Here is a 14,556-nt window from a genome sequence, read left to right as displayed (position 1 = left end):
AATTCCCAGACGGTGTCTGGGAAATCTTGGCAAGCGGATAAATCGGTGAATCGGTCTGCTTCGTCGACGTCTACAACGCCCAGGCGGTTCAGCCCCCCCTCTTCTACTCCACCGTCGCCCCCGACTGCTTCACCACTTGCGCCCAACGCGGAATCTCGGTGGCCATCAGGGCGCGCAGTTCGTCGGGCGTGCTGCCGACCAGTTCCATGCCCATGGTCTTGCCCAGCTTTTCCTGCACGTCGGGTTCTTTCAGGATGACGGCGATCTCGGCGGCGAGCTTGTCCAGGATGGGCTTGGGCGTGCCCTTGGGCGCGTAGACGGCCTGCCACGAAGCCATCTGGAAGCCGGGCACGCCGGCCTCCTGCATGGTGGGCACGTCGGGCGCGAGCGAGATGCGGTCTTTCGTGGTGACGGCCAGCAGCTTGAGCTTGCCGGTCTGCAACAGCGGCAGCGCGGCAGTCATCTGGTCGAACATGAAGGTGACCGCGCCCGAGGACACATCCACCATGGCGGGCGGCGTGCCCTTGTAGGGCACATGCGTGAGCGGCACGCCGATCATGCTGGCGAACAGCTCGCCGGCCAGGTGCGTGGACGTGCCGGCGCCGGACGAGGCGAAGGTGCGCCTGGACGGGTCGCGCTTGAGCAGCGCGATCAGGTCGGCCACGGAATTGACGCCCAGGTTGGGGTCCACCAGCAGCACGTTGGGCAGGTAGGCGATCAGCGAGACGGGCTCGAAGTCCTTGACCGGGTCGTACTTCAGGTTCTTGTACAGGCTGGCGTTGATGGCGTGGGTGCTGATGGTGCCGCCGAACAGCGTGTAGCCGTCGGGCGCGGCCTTGGCCACGTAGGTGGCGCCGATGCCGCCGGCCGCGCCGGGCTTGTTCTCGACGATGACGTTCTGGTGCAGCCGGTCGCCCAGCTTCTGCGCCAGCACGCGGCCGACCACGTCGGTGGACCCGCCCACGGTGAACGGCACCACATAAGAGATCGGCTTTTGCGCGGGCCACTCGGCGGCGAAGGCCGGCAGCGCCAGCGCGCCCAGCAGCGGTCCTGCCAGCAGCGCGGCCAGCGCGCTGCGACGTTGCGTGTTCATGGTTTGTCTCCTGCCTTGTCTATGTGCGGGCGCAGGCACCGCCGGCGGGATTGCCGGCATGTGCATGGCCCGTTTTCAGCGCCGCCCGGCCAAGGCTCGACGGCCTTGTTGGGGATGCCAGGCGGCGAATGCGGCGTGACGCCTCAGCGGCCGTGCTGCTGGCGCCAGGCGGCGAATTTGTCCTTGGTGCCGGGGTCGGTGGGCGGGTATAGGCCCAGGATGGACGCGCCGTCCTGCACCTGGCTGGTGACGAAGTCTTCGAAGGCGGTCATTTCCACCGCTTCGACGGCGATCTCGTCGGCCAGGTGCGCCGGAATGATCACGACACCCTCGCGATCGCCCACCACGATGTCGCCGGGGAACACGGCCACGTCGCCGCAGCCGATGGGCGCGTTGAGGTCCAGCGCCTGGTGCAGCGTCAGGTTGGTCGGCGCCGACGGGCGGTTGTGATAGGCCGGATAGCCGAGTTCGGCGATTTCGGGCGAATCGCGAAAGCCGCCGTCGGTGACCACGCCGGCCACGCCGCGCTTCATCAGGCGGGTCACCAGGATCGAGCCGGCCGAGGCCGCGCGCGGATCCTTGCGGCTGTCCATGACCAGCACCGCGCCCGCCGGGCAGGTCTCGACCGCGACGCGCTGGGGGTGGGCGCGGTCTTCGAACACCTTGATGGTGTTCAGGTCTTCGCGGGCGGGGATGTAGCGCAGCGTGAAGGCGGGGCCGACCATATTGGGCAGCGTGGCGTTCAGCGGACGCACGTCCTGGATGAACTGGTTGCGCAGGCCGCGCTTGAACAAGGCGGTGCACAGCGTGGCGGTGCTGATGCCAGCCAGGCGGGCGCGGGTTTCGGGATTCATGTCGGACACGTCGGAAGCTCCAGGGATCGGATGCGAAAACAGGTTCAGAAGATTTCGGGTTCGGGTACGGGCGCGCCGAAGCTGGTTTCCAGGAAGTCGAAATCGCAGCCTTCGTTGGCCTGCAGGATGTGTTGCGAATACATCCAGCCGTAGCCGCGCTCGTAGCGCTTGGGCGGCGGCGTCCAGGCGGCGCGGCGCGCGGCCAGTTCTTCGTCGCTGATGTTCAGGTGGATGCTGCGGGCCGGTACGTCGACGGTGATGAGGTCGCCGGTCTTGACCAGCGCCAGCGGGCCGCCGATATAGGCTTCGGGCGCGGCGTGCAGGATGCAGGCGCCGTAGCTGGTGCCGCTCATGCGGGCATCGGACAGGCGCAGCATGTCGCGCACGCCCTGTTTCACCAGCTTGGTGGGAATGGGCAGCATGCCCCATTCGGGCATGCCCGGCCCGCCTTGCGGCCCGGCATTGCGCAGGATCATGATGTGGTCGGCGGTGACGTCCAGGTTCTCGTCGTCGACCGCGGCCTTCATGCTGGGGTAGTCGTCGAACACCAGCGCCGGACCGGTGTGCTGCAGGTATTGCGGCGCGCAGGCGCTGGGCTTGATGACGCAACCGTCGGGCGCGATATTGCCGCGCAGCACGGCCAGCGCGCCTTCGTCGTAGATGGCGGTGTCCAGCTTGCGGATGACATCGTCGTTGTAGACCTCGGCGCCGGCGATGTTCTCGCCCAGCGTCTTGCCGGTGACGGTCAGGGCGGACGGATCCAGGTGGTCTTGAAGGCGCGACATCAGCGCCGGCAGGCCGCCGGCGTAGTAGAAGTCTTCCATCAGGTATGTGTCGCCGCTAGGCCGGATATTGGCGATGACGGGCACCTTGCGGCTGGCGGCGTCGAAGTCGTCCAGCCCCACGGGGTGGCCGGCGCGGCGCGACATGGCCACCAGGTGCACGATGGCATTGGTGGAGCAGCCCATGGCCATGGCCACGTTGATGGCGTTCTTGAACGAGGCCAGCGTCAGGATGCGCTGCGGGGTCAGGTCTTCCCAGACCATGTCGACCACGCGGCGGCCGCATTCGGCCGACATGCGCATGTGGCCGACGTCGGCCGCGGGAATGGACGAGGCGCCCGGCAAGGTCATGCCGATGGCTTCGGCGATGGCGGTCATGGTGCTGGCTGTGCCCATCGTCATGCAGGTGCCGTAGCTGCGGGCGATGCCGCCTTCGACTTCGGTCCATTGTTCCTGGGTGATCTTGCCGGCGCGGCGCTCGTCCCAGAGTTTCCAGGCGTCGGAGCCGGACCCCAGGATCTTGCCCTTCCAGTTGCCGCGCAGCATGGGGCCGGCGGGCACGTAGACACAGGGCAGCCCGGCGCTGATGGCGCCCATGAGCAGGCCCGGGGTGGTCTTGTCGCAACCGCCCATGAGCACGGCGCCATCGACCGGATGGCTGCGCAGCAGCTCTTCGGTTTCCATGGCCAGCATGTTGCGGTAGAGCATGGTGGTGGGCTTGACGAACGATTCCGACACCGAGATGGCCGGCAGTTCCACCGGAAAGCCGCCCGCCTGGAACACGCCGCGCTTGACGTCTTCGACCCGCTGCTTGAAGTGGCTGTGGCAGGGGTTGAGGTCGGACCAGGTGTTGATGATGGCGATGATGGGCCGGTTGACCCAGTCTTCGGGGGCATAGCCCATTTGCATCATGCGGGAGCGGTGACCGAACGAGCGCAGATCGTCTTTGGCCATCCAGGCGGCGCTGCGCAGGCTTTCGTAGGAGCGTTTCATAGGCGGGGGCAAGGGGAAAAGGGACGGGGCGGAATCGTAGACAGGCCATTTAAACACTAATACATTAGTGCGTCAGCTAGGGAGAAACCCGCTACACTCCCGTTCCACACGCCTTCACTTGATTTCGCCTGATGCACAGCCAAAAGCTCAGACTGGACCGCTCGCGACACGCCGCGCCGCAGGTCTTCGAACATCTTCGCGAACAGATCGTCTCGCTGGAGCTGGCGCCAGGCGCCCCGCTGTCGCGCGTGACGCTGGCCGAGGCCTATGGCCTGAGCCAGACGCCGATCCGCGACGCGCTCATGAAGCTGGCCGAGGAAGCGCTGGTCGAGATCTATCCGCAGCACACCACGGTGGTCAGCCGCATCGACATCGCCGCGGCGCGCCAGGCGCATTTCCTGCGCCGCTCACTGGAACTGGAAATCGCCCACATTCTGGCGCAGCGGCCCGATCCGCTGTTGATCCAGCGCCTGCAGGCCAGCATCGAGCGCCAGCGGGTCAGCCACGCGAGCGGCCAGTCGCAGCAGTTCATGGACGCCGACCAGGCGTTTCACCGCGACATGCACGAGGCCGCCGGCATGATCGGGCTGTGGCACATGGCCCAGCGCTACAGCGGCCACCTGGACCGCCTGCGGCGCCTGCACCTGCCCGAAGCCGGCAAGGCCGAACGCATCATGGACGACCACCAGCGGGTGCTGGACGCAATCGCCGCCCAGGACGCGCCCCGGGCGCAACAGGCGCTGCGCGAACATCTGTCGGGCACGCTCAGCCAGGTGGCCGAGATCTGCAAGCGCTATCCGGATTACGTGCTGGCCGAGTAAGGCAAGCGCGGCGTAGCAATCCCGCCAACCCGCTGCACGCCGCGGGTCAAGCGTGCGTGTCGCGGGATGGCATCCGGTTCAAGGTGCGCGACCCGCGTCGTCCAGCGCGTAGCGCAGAATGACGGTCTTGCCGCCCTGCTCGGCATGCACCAGCAGCCCCTGCCCCGCCGCGTCCAGCCCGAGCAGGCCGCGTTCCTGGTCGGGCGACAGCTGGAACGGGCGCCAGGTGCGGCCCTGGTCGCCGGTGTAGAAATAGGTGCGGGTGTCGTCGCCGAACGAGAGCAGGTGCCTGGCGTAGGTCTTGACCACCCAGCCATTGCGGCCGAACCAGGCCTGGCCGATCCGGGTGCGAGCGCCGCGGACGGTGGGCGTGGCGGCCATGGCGTGCCAGGTCTTGTCGGCGGGGTCGAGCCGATAGACGCGGTTGCCCGCGGTCTCGAAAATGGGCAGGCCCAGTTGCACCTGGGCCTCGGGGTCCTGCGCCGGCACGGGTGGCGGCACCGGCGCGATACGGAAGGCCGGCGAGGCGCCATCCTGCAAGCGCACCTCGAAACGGCGAGTCTCGATGCGTTCAGAGCCGGCGGGGCCGACACGTTCGCGCCAACTCCAGCCCACCGCCAGGTCGGACGCCAGCGGATACAGCGACCAGCCGTAAGCCAGGGTGTTGTCTTCGTCGCGAAGGCGGGCGGCCTGCTCGCGAAAGGCCTTGTCGTAGCGGGCCGCGTCGGGCCAGACCTGTTCGCGCAGCGAGATGGCCCACCAGGTGCGCGCGCCGTCTTCGCTATGCAGCAGGCGTTCGCCGTCGGGGCCGTCCTGCAGCGCCACGGCGCGGGCCGGGGTCAGGAATGCGGTGTGGCGTTGCGGCGGCCCCAGGGCCACATCAGGTTCGTAGCGCCAGCTGGCGCCCTGGTCATCGGAACGCAGCGTGTCGGACACCGCGCCCGGCGCCCCCAGGCGGGCATCGCGCGACGGGCCAGCCACCAGATACAGCGTCTGGCCTTGCGGGTCGGCAATCAAGCTGACGCCGGTGTCGCCGCCGATGGAACCCAGCAATGCATAGCGGCCGTTGTCGCGGCCCCCATAGACCAGGTTGCGGACCTCTCGGGCAGCGGCGGCGTTGCGCAGCGGGCTGTCCGCGTGCGTGGGCAGCAAGGCGTCCAGCACAGGGGCTTGTTGCAGCGGTTCGATGTCGCGAGGGCCGGCGATCAGCTGGCCGGTCAGGAACTGCTGGGCGCCGAAGCGGTAAAGGCGCGTGCGGGAATAACCGGCCAGCGGCGGGCCATCGAGCTCGCCGATGACCTCGCTGCGGGCCAGCGGCTGGCCCGGCGGGATCTGTTGATACAAGCCGTAGGCCAGCACCCCGGTCACGGCGATGGCGGCCGCGCCGGCCAGCACCCTGATATTCATCGCTATCGCCTCATCTCCCGACATTCAGGCGGCCTGAACACACGCCTGCAACGGAACGAGACTATACAGGGATGACAAGCCCCGGGGGGTAAGCCCCGGGGGGTAAGCCCCGGGGGGTAAGCCCCCACGCTGCGCACTGCGCGCTTGCTGCCCCCCACGGGGGCTGCCCGGCCTTCGGGCGGCCGGGCGGCCGGGCGGGCGGGCGGGCGGGCGGGCCACTCTATACTTGGATGTTGACGATATCGATGTCTCACACGGAACGCCCCATGACAGCACGGCATGCGCATCTCACCCTGGTCCTGGCATTGCTGGCGGGGCCGGCCTGGGCCCAGGCGACGGCCGAGCCGGCTGACGTCTGCAAGGCGGTGACGGTGCGCGAGGGCGATCCGATTCCGGACAACGCCTGCGCGGTGAACATCGTGCCGCGCACGCCCGGCGTCGAAGGCATCGTGTTCGGCACCCCGCCGGCCTGGCAGCCCGTGGATTCGCAGGCCATGCCGGGCGTGTTCTACGACAGCGAGTCGATCGCGGCGCTGTCCGAGCGGCCGCTCGTGATGCGGGTGACGGTGGCCTGGTTCTATGCCCAGCCGCGGGTCTCGGAAGCCAACGGCCAGCCCTACGGATCGGTGACGCAGCCCGTCACGCTGAACTGCGGCAACAACACCTATACGGTCACCGAGACCCAGCACTACGCCGGCCCCAATGCCAATGGCGGGCTGGTGGAATCGATCCCCGTTGCCGGCATCGTCAATGCGCCGGTGGCGCGCGACCCGGTGCAGCGCAAGCTGCGCGGGGTGGTCTGCCCGGCAGGCGGCAAGAGCGCACGCAAATAAAAAACGGGCGCTGCGGGCGCCCGTGCATCGCGATGGCGGGCGGCAACGCGCCCACAGACAGACCCGCGCGGCGCCCCGCCCTACCCTCGCCAGTACCGATACAGCCCGCGCGCGGCCGCATCCAGCAAGAAGCCCAGCACGCCGATCAACAGCACCATGGCCATCAGTTCCGAATAGGCCAGGCGGTCGCGCGTGTCCAGGATGAAATAACCCATGCCGGCCGACACGCCCAGCATTTCGCAGGGCACCAGCACGATCCACAGGATGCCGATGGCCAGCCGCACGCCGGTCAGGATGTGGCCCAGCACGCCCGGCAGGATCACGTGGCACAGCGTTTCCCAACGCGTCGCGGCCACGCTTTGCGCCAGTTGCAGCCAGCGTGCGTCCAGCTGCTGCACGCCGGCGGCGGTGTTGAGCACGATGGGCCAGACCGCGGCGAAGGTCAGCAGGAAATAGACCGGGTCGTCGCCCACGCCGAACACCATGACGGCAATCGGCATCCACGACAGCGGCGAGATCATGCGCAGGAACTGCATGGCGGGCGACACGGCCGCCTCCAGCCGCCGGTAGCTGCCGATCGCCAGGCCCAGCGGCACGCCGATGGCCAGCGCCAGCCCCAGGCCCACCGCGATGCGGCGCAGGCTGACCCACACGTGCATGGGCAGATCGGACCCGGTCAGGAGCTCGCCCAGGCTGACGAAGGTGGGCCCCGGTGCGAAGCGGCGCGCCATGCCGCCGGCCGGCGCCAGCACGTCGGTGCCCAGCCACCACAGCGCCAGCAGCGCCGCCAGGCCGGCCAGGCCCAGGCCGCAGCGCGCGGCCAGGCGCGGCCGACGCGGCAGGGTTGCCCCGGAAGCCGCCGTCACGCCTGCACCGTCTCGGTCCGGCGGTACGAATCCGGGAAGCCGAAACGCTGCAAACCGCCCGCGGATTCGATGGCGCGCTTGACGAAGCGATCGTCGACCAGCTCGGCCGCGGCGCGGGCCGGGTCCAGGCTGGCCAGGAAGCCGCGATCGGCCTCGATCAGCGTGTCGCGCAGGCGGCGCACCAGTTCTTCGGTGTAGCTGGGGAACGGGTACGGCTGGAAGTCGATGCGGCGCTCGTCCCAGTCGGCATGGCGGATGGCGCCGCTGGCCAGGTACTGCTCGCGGTCCGACGGCGGCGGCGCCAGCACCTTGCTCAGCGCCGGCAAGGCGTGCGGCGTGTAGCGGTTGATGCCTTCCTTGGACAGCAGCTTGGCGGTCTCTTCGCGGTTGTCGCGAATCCAGAGCTGGGCCTGGACGATGGCGTCCACCACTTTCTGCGACCACTCGGGGCGCTGTTGCAGGTCGCGCTCGTGCATGAAGACGACGCAGCAGGCGTGGTTGCGCCAGATGTCGCCCGTGAAGCGCAGCACCTTGCCCACGCCCAGCGTCTCGGCGACGGCGTTGAAGGGTTCGGCCACGATGTAGCCGGCGATGCGGTTCTGCGCCAGCGCGGGCGGCATGTCGGACGGCGCCATCACCACCAGATTGACCTCGTTGGCCGCCACGGCGGCATCCTTGCGCGACACGGGCGTCAAGCCGTTTTCACGCAGCAGGTATTGCAGCATGACGTTGTGGATGGAATACCAGAACGGAATCGCGACCGTCTTGCCGCCCAGTTCCTTGACGCTGTTGATGGCCGGGGCCACCGTCAGGCCAGAGCCGCCTACATGGTTCCAGGCCACTACCTTTGCGGGCACCTGGCTGCCAAAACGCGCCCAGACCGTCATGGGCGACAAGAGATGCACCACGTTCACCTGGCCGGAAATGAAGGCTTCGATCACCTGCGCCCAGCTGCGCAGCAGCGTGGGCTTTTCGGCCTTGACGCCCGCCTTGTCGAAAAGACCATTGTTGTGTGCCACCAGCAGCGGGGCCGCATCGGTGATGGGCAGATAGCCGATGCGCACGGGCGCGTCGGGCTCGCTTTGCGCCCGCGCATTGAAGGCCGACAGCAGCGGCGCGGCGCCGCCCACGGTCAGCAGGGCCGAGAGTTTCAACCAGTCGCGACGCGACATGTGTTCAAGGCACATCCATAGTCTCCTTGGCGCTTTCAGTGTTGATCGGCCCCAGGCCGCGTACATCCCGCAGCGCGGCGCGCAGGCGGGTCAGGATTTCCAGGCGCAATGCGCCCATTTCAGACAACAGGTCGACGCGCGGCTGCGGCAGGTCCACCGGCCACACCCCCAGGATGCGGCCGGGCGCGCCGCCCAGCAGCACGATGCGGTCGGCCAGCAGCAGCGCTTCGTCGATATCGTGGGTGATCAGGACCACCGCGGTATGGAAGTCGGCCACCACCTTGCACAGCAGCGCCTGCATTTCGCCACGGGTGACTTCGTCCAGCGCGCCGAAGGGTTCGTCCATCAGCAGCACCGACGGCTGGCGCGCCAGGCAGCGGGCCAGCGCGGCGCGCTGGGCCATGCCGCCGGACAACTGCGACGGGCGCAACTGCCGGGCATGCGACAGGCCGACTTCGTCGATGGCCTGGTCGACGCGCAGGCGGCGTTCGGCGGCGCTCAGGGCGGGCTGATGCTTGAAGTCCAGGCCAAAGGCCACATTGCGTTCCAGCGACAGCCAGGGCAGCAGGCTGGGGTCCTGGAAGGCCACGGCCACGCGCGGATGCACGCCGGTCAACGGCGCGCCTTCCATCAACAGGGAACCCGTGCTGGCCGCTTGCAGGCCCGCCAGCACGCGCAGCAGGCTGGATTTTCCCGCGCCGCTGGCGCCCAGCACCGCCACCACTTCGCCGCGGTCCAGCGCCAGGTCCACGCCCTGGAACACGTCGGCGGGCGCGCCGGCATAGCGCAGCGACAGCCCGCTGGCTTGCAGCACGGGACGCGGCGGCGTCGTCATCGGGCGGCCTCGGACGTGGCGCCGCGCGATGCCGCGCCCGCCGATGCGCTGCCTTCGGCCGCCAGCCGCGCCTGGCGCTTGGCCAGTTCGGTCTTCAATTGCACCAGGCTGGGCGTGACGATGGGCAGGAACGCGGCCTCGCGCCAGCGCCGCGCAAAACCGTTGCCCGCGGGTTTCAGGTAGGCCGCTCCGCCGCTGGCCTGCAGTTCGAGCTGCACCGCCTGGCTGGCGACGTCGGCCAGGCCGATGCGCAATTCGAACAGGCACCACGGCTCGGCCACGAAACGTTCGCTGCGCACGCCGTCGATGAGGCGTGCGGTCAGGTCATCGAGTTGGGCGGCCAGCGCTTGCAGCGGTTCGCCCAGGATGCCGCGCGAGGCCTGGCCCTGCCCCGCTTCCTGCGCCGCGCGCAGCGCGCGCCGGGCCAGGCCGATGGACAGGCCGCATTGCAGGCCCGCAAAGGCCGGCCGCGCCTGCGGCAGGTATTGTCGCGCGTCCGGGTGGATCAGCCATTCGGGGCCGATGCGCACGCCGCGTACGTCCAGCGCCGCGGTATTGCTCGATTGCAGCGCCAGCAGGTCGAGGTCGGCGCTGCGTGCCAGGCCGTCGATATCGTGCGGCAAGGCCACGACAGCAGGCGTGCCGTCCGGCGCCGACACCGCGGCGGCCACCAGGAAGCCCTGCTTGCGCAGATTGGTGACCCAGGGCAAGCGGCCGTCCAGCAGCCATTGCCCGCCGTCCTGGCGAGCGCTGATCTGCAGCGATTCGATGCCGCTCAGGAATTTCATGGCGTTGGACAGCGCGGTGGCGCCGGCCTGCTCGCCCGCCAGCAGCGGCGCCAGCCAGGTCTGCGCCAGCAGCGTGTTGGGACTGCGCAGCAGGTATTCGATGAAGACCCGCTGACCCCACGCGACAAAGGCGCTGGCCACGGAATGCTCGGCGACCTGCGACACGGCTTCGATGGCGTCGCCGATGTCGGTGCCCGGCAGGCCGCCCAGGGCCTCGGGCACGCCTTGGCGGAACAGGCCGGCGGCGGCCAGGCGCGGCAGCACGCTGGCCGGGTCCTGGGTGCCATCGTCCAGCGCGCCGGCGTGCTGGTCCAGCCAGGCGGCGAGTGCCGGCGTCAACCGATCGGGCTGGCGCGCCGTCATCGGTCGCCGCTCCAGGCGTAGGCGCTCAGTTGCTCGTTCAGCGGCGTCTGCGCCAGGTTGTTGCCGAAATTGCAGATCGTGGCCAGGCCCACGCCGACGATGACTTCCAGGGCATTGCCATCGGTGTAGCCGGCGTCGCGCAGCGCGTGCAGGGCCTCGTCGCTGACGCGGCCGCGGGTCTGGATGACGGCTTCGGTGAAGGCGGCCAGCGCTTGCAGGCGGGCGTCGGGCAAGATGCCCTGGGCGCGCAGCGCGTCCACCACGTCGGGCGACAGCTTGGCCTTGTTGCGGGCCAGCGCCGTGTGGCCGGCCACGCAGAAGGTGCAGCCGTGGCGCGTGCCAGCCACCAGTTGCACCACCTCGCGTTCCTGCAGCGTCAGCCCGGCGCGGGCGTTGATCTGCGACAGGGTCTGGTAGGCTTCGAGCGCCACGGGCGCATTGGCCAGCACCCCCAGCAAATTGGACAGGTAGCCGGCGCCCTGCTCGGCCGCGGCCAGGGCAGCGCGGGTGGGTTCGGGCGCACTTTGCGCGGTGTGGACGGTCAAACGGGCCATGAGAGTCTCCTGGAAGACGTTCGATGAAAACACGATTGTGCGGCCGCACCGCGAAGCGCGACAATGCACGGGGATCGCAAGCTGATGCTCGATCTTATCGACTTTCAGCAATGCCCATATAACCATGCCATCTACTGCCTCCCCGAACACCGACCAAGCCGCCGTCGACGCCCTGCTGCTGTCCAGCCTGGAAGTGCAATCCAGCTTGTATCACCTGGGCCAGTATTGCGGCAATTGGACGGCCAGCACCAGCGGCCGGGCGCGCGCCAGCTTTCACCTGATCCTGCACGGACGCTGCCGGGTCGACCTGGGCGGCGAGCAGGCGCCGCTGACCCTGTCGGCGGGCGACGGCGTGTTCTTCCTGCGCGACGTGCCGCACGCGCTGACCCCGCTGGACCCGCCCGATCCCGGCGCGCCCGCCTGCCGCGCGATGCAGCCGCTGGCCCCGGCCCAGCCCGATGGCACCGGCCTGGCCTGCGGCTTTTTCCAGTTTCGACCCGGCCTGGCCGACCTGCTGGCCGACACCCTGCCCGACGTCCTCTTGCTGCGCGCGGGGGACGAGCGCTATGCCGGCGCGCGCGGCGTGTTCGACCTGATCCTGGGCGAAACCGCGCGCGAAGGCGGCGCGTCGGCCGTGGTGCTGGAACGCCTGACGGACATGCTGATCTTCTTCATGCTGCGGCATCTGGCCATCCACGACCGCCACGCCTACGGCCTGTTCGTGCTGGCGCGCGACCCGGCCATGGCGGGCTTGCTCCAGGCCATCCTGGCGCGGCCCGAAGACGACTGGAACCTGGACGACATGGCGCGCCACGTGCATATGTCCAAAGCGACGTTTCACCGCCGCTTCACGTTGCACAGCGGCACCACGCCCGCGCAATTGCTGCAATTGCTGCGCATGCGCGTGGCGCGGCGCTTGCTGTCGCAAGGCGTGGGCATCCAGGATGCCGCCGAACGCGTGGGCTACCGCTCGCAGGCGGCGTTCAGCCGGGTGTTCCTGCGCACCGAGGGCGTGGCGCCCTCGGCCTGGAGGAAAGGCCTGAAGCCCGGGGCTTAAGACAGCCCCAGCAGCAGATCGGCCAACAGCGCCGGATGCGTGATGTGCGCCTCATGGGGCGCCGCGATGTCGACCCAGTTCCAGCCCGGTTGCGACTTCACCAGCCTGCGCGATTCCTCCAGCACCGGCAGTTCAGGCTGGGTGCAGTGGATGTAGGTGCGCGGGCGGCCGTTGCCGATGGGATGCTTGAGCGTCAGCGGCGTGGTGTAGCTGGCCAGCGGATGCGCGGTCAGGCGCCGCTTGACCCAGGCTTCGTCGGCGCTGCCCGGCTTGAAGCCCCAGGCCGCGGGCAGCGGATCGGGAATCGGCACGGCCAGGCCGTTGGTGGCCTTGGACGCCGCCGCGATGCGGGCATCGGCATCCGCCTTGGGGTACACCGAAAACGCGTTCTGGCCGCTTTGCAGCACGATCGAGTCGAAGTACACCAGGTGCGCCAGCCGCTCGGGGATGCGGTCCGCCACGCCCGAGATCGGAATGCCGCCAAAGCTGTGGCCCACCAGGATGACGTCGTTCAGTTCTTCGGACTGGATCACCTGCACCAGGTCTTCGACGAAGGTGTCGATGGTGATGGCCGGGTTCAGCAGATGCGCGCGGTCGCCCATGCCGGTGAAGCTGGGCGCAAAGACGCGGTGACCGGCGGCCTGCAGCCGGTCGGCCACCGGCCGCCAGCACCAGCCGCCATGCCACGAGCCGTGCGCCAGCACGTAGGTCTTGGCGCGGGCGGCTTGCGGCTGGGCTGCGATGGCCGGGGCCGCCGCCAGCGCGGGCAGGCCCGCAGCCAGTTTCAACAGGTTCCTGCGGTGAATCATCGTCATGCCGTTCACACCTTGCCCAGGGCCTGGTCCAGATCGGCCAGCAGGTCGTCGATGTGCTCGATGCCGATGGACAGGCGCACGGTTTCTTCGCGCACGCCGGCCTTTTGCAGCTCTTCAGGGTTCAACTGGCGGTGGGTGGTGGACGCCGGGTGGGTCGCCAGCGACTTGGCGTCGCCGATGTTCACCAGGCGCGTGAACAGCTGCAGCGCGTCCTGGAAGCGCGCGCCGGCTTCGCGGCCGCCCTTCACGCCAAACGTGAACAGGCCCGGCGCCTTGCCGCCCAGGTACTTCTGCACCAGCGCGTGGTCGGGGTGGTCCGGCAGGCCGGCGTAATTGACCCATTCGACCTTGGCGTGTTCGCGCAGGTAGCGCGCCACCTTGACGGCGTTTTCCACGATGCGGTCCACGCGCAGCGCCAGCGTTTCGATGCCTTGCAGGATCTGGAACGAGTTGAACGGCGAGATCGCCGCACCCGTGTTGCGCAGCGGCACCACGCGGGCGCGGCCGATGTAGGCGGCCGGGCCGAAGGCTTCGGTGTAGACCACGCCGTGGTAGCTGACGTCGGGTTCGTTCAGGCGCTTGAAGCGGGCCTTGTGCTCGGCCCAGGGGAACTTGCCCGAGTCGATGATGGCGCCGCCCAGGCTGGTGCCGTGGCCGCCCAGGTACTTGGTCAGCGACTGCACCACGATGTCGGCGCCGTGCTCGATGGGGCGCAGCAGGTACGGCGACGGCACGGTGTTGTCGACGATCAGCGGCAGGCCATGGCGGTGGGCCAGTTCGGCCAGCGCGGCGATGTCGGTGATGTTGCCCAGCGGGTTGCCGACGGACTCGGCGAAGATGGCCTTGGTGCGGTCATCGATCTGCGCTTCGAAGGCAGCCAGGTCGCTGGGGTTGGCAAAGCGCGTGGTGATGCCGTACTGCGGCAGCGTGTGCGCGAACAGGTTGTAGGTGCCGCCGTACAGCGTGCTGGACGAGACGATGTTGTCGCCGGCTTCGGCGATGGTCAGGATGGCGTAGGTGACCGCGGCCTGGCCCGAGGCCAGCGCCAGCGCGGCGATGCCGCCTTCCAGGGCCGCCACGCGCTGCTCCAGCACGTCGGTCGTCGGGTTCATGATGCGGGTGTAGATGTTGCCCGCGACCTTCAGGTCGAACAGGTCCGCGCCGTGTTGCGTGTCGTCGAACGCGTAGGCCACGGTCTGGTAGATCGGCACGGCCACGGCGCGCGTGGTCGGGTCGGGACGGTAACCGCCATGCACGGCAATGGTTTCCAGCCGCCAGTCGGGCTTTTTCGCTTCAGTCATGTGTCTCTCCTTGAGATGCGTG

The 14,556-nt window shown here is 68.9% G+C and carries 14 protein-coding genes; 3 read left to right on the top strand and 11 right to left on the bottom strand.

Translation table 11 applies throughout. The features are described 5' to 3' along the window. Window positions 1–103: 103 nt before the first annotated feature. The 3 genes from AC3WMR_RS07330 to araD all read right to left on the bottom strand — a co-directional run bounded on the left by AC3WMR_RS07330 (window position 104) and on the right by araD (window position 3,722). The gene (locus AC3WMR_RS07330; RefSeq protein ID WP_492263387.1) at window positions 104–1,093 is read right to left on the bottom strand and encodes a Bug family tripartite tricarboxylate transporter substrate binding protein; all 990 of its coding nucleotides are present in this window, start codon (window positions 1,091–1,093) and stop codon (window positions 104–106) included. Window positions 1,094–1,236: 143 nt separating this feature from the next. Continuing rightward, on the bottom strand, window positions 1,237–1,947 hold the full coding sequence (locus tag AC3WMR_RS07325; RefSeq protein WP_492263644.1) for a ribonuclease activity regulator RraA: 711 nt from the start codon (window positions 1,945–1,947) through the stop codon (window positions 1,237–1,239). A 44-nt stretch (window positions 1,948–1,991) separates the two neighbouring features. Then, complete coding sequence (gene araD, locus AC3WMR_RS07320) at window positions 1,992–3,722, bottom strand: L-arabinonate dehydratase (protein WP_492263386.1); 1,731 nt, start codon at window positions 3,720–3,722, stop codon at window positions 1,992–1,994. A gap of 131 nt (window positions 3,723–3,853) precedes the next feature. Here araD and AC3WMR_RS07315 point away from each other — a divergent pair, with 131 nt between their 5' ends. Further along, entirely contained in the window at window positions 3,854–4,543 is a 690-nt protein-coding gene (locus AC3WMR_RS07315) for a GntR family transcriptional regulator (protein WP_025138524.1), read from the top strand. 78 nt (window positions 4,544–4,621) lie between these two features. On the opposite strand, the gene AC3WMR_RS07310 is transcribed toward AC3WMR_RS07315, so the two are convergent. Beyond that, window positions 4,622–5,950, bottom strand: a complete 1,329-nt coding sequence (locus tag AC3WMR_RS07310) for a beta propeller repeat protein (protein ID WP_492263385.1) — start codon at window positions 5,948–5,950, stop codon at window positions 4,622–4,624. Between the two features lie 266 nt (window positions 5,951–6,216). Here AC3WMR_RS07310 and AC3WMR_RS07305 point away from each other — a divergent pair, with 266 nt between their 5' ends. Continuing rightward, a complete protein-coding gene (locus AC3WMR_RS07305; protein ID WP_492263384.1) occupies window positions 6,217–6,783 on the top strand; it encodes a surface-adhesin E family protein in 567 nt (188 codons plus the stop codon). A gap of 80 nt (window positions 6,784–6,863) precedes the next feature. Here AC3WMR_RS07305 and AC3WMR_RS07300 read toward each other — a convergent pair whose 3' ends face one another. The 5 genes from AC3WMR_RS07300 to AC3WMR_RS07280 are packed head-to-tail and all read right to left on the bottom strand — an operon-like array spanning window position 6,864 to window position 11,361. After that, window positions 6,864–7,649, bottom strand: a complete 786-nt coding sequence (locus AC3WMR_RS07300) for an ABC transporter permease (protein WP_492263383.1) — start codon at window positions 7,647–7,649, stop codon at window positions 6,864–6,866. Continuing rightward, window positions 7,646–8,836, bottom strand: a complete 1,191-nt coding sequence (locus AC3WMR_RS07295) for an ABC transporter substrate-binding protein (protein WP_175193570.1) — start codon at window positions 8,834–8,836, stop codon at window positions 7,646–7,648. Before AC3WMR_RS07295 ends, AC3WMR_RS07300 begins: the two co-directional genes overlap by 4 nt. After that, window positions 8,826–9,656: an ABC transporter ATP-binding protein gene (locus AC3WMR_RS07290; protein ID WP_492263382.1), complete on the bottom strand. Its 831-nt coding sequence runs from the start codon at window positions 9,654–9,656 to the stop codon at window positions 8,826–8,828. Before AC3WMR_RS07290 ends, AC3WMR_RS07295 begins: the two co-directional genes overlap by 11 nt. Then, complete coding sequence (locus AC3WMR_RS07285; RefSeq protein ID WP_492263381.1) at window positions 9,653–10,807, bottom strand: acyl-CoA dehydrogenase family protein; 1,155 nt, start codon at window positions 10,805–10,807, stop codon at window positions 9,653–9,655. The genes AC3WMR_RS07290 and AC3WMR_RS07285 overlap by 4 nt, the downstream gene beginning before the upstream one ends. After that, the gene (locus AC3WMR_RS07280; protein ID WP_492263380.1) at window positions 10,804–11,361 is read right to left on the bottom strand and encodes a carboxymuconolactone decarboxylase family protein; all 558 of its coding nucleotides are present in this window, start codon (window positions 11,359–11,361) and stop codon (window positions 10,804–10,806) included. Before AC3WMR_RS07280 ends, AC3WMR_RS07285 begins: the two co-directional genes overlap by 4 nt. A gap of 124 nt (window positions 11,362–11,485) precedes the next feature. Here AC3WMR_RS07280 and AC3WMR_RS07275 point away from each other — a divergent pair, with 124 nt between their 5' ends. Continuing rightward, entirely contained in the window at window positions 11,486–12,418 is a 933-nt protein-coding gene (locus tag AC3WMR_RS07275; RefSeq protein WP_492263379.1) for an AraC family transcriptional regulator, read from the top strand. Here the strand turns inward: AC3WMR_RS07275 and AC3WMR_RS07270 are convergent. After that, on the bottom strand, window positions 12,415–13,233 hold the full coding sequence (locus AC3WMR_RS07270; RefSeq protein WP_492263378.1) for an alpha/beta fold hydrolase: 819 nt from the start codon (window positions 13,231–13,233) through the stop codon (window positions 12,415–12,417). The two genes, AC3WMR_RS07275 and AC3WMR_RS07270, sit on opposite strands and share 4 nt — an antisense overlap. Before the next feature lie 5 nt (window positions 13,234–13,238). Next, complete coding sequence (locus tag AC3WMR_RS07265; RefSeq protein WP_492263377.1) at window positions 13,239–14,534, bottom strand: O-acetylhomoserine aminocarboxypropyltransferase/cysteine synthase family protein; 1,296 nt, start codon at window positions 14,532–14,534, stop codon at window positions 13,239–13,241. Window positions 14,535–14,556: the final 22 nt, after the last annotated feature.

It is taken from the genome of Achromobacter sp. FW305-C-28, assembly GCF_058783235.1.
This window is presented reverse-complemented; position numbering and strand designations above follow the sequence as displayed.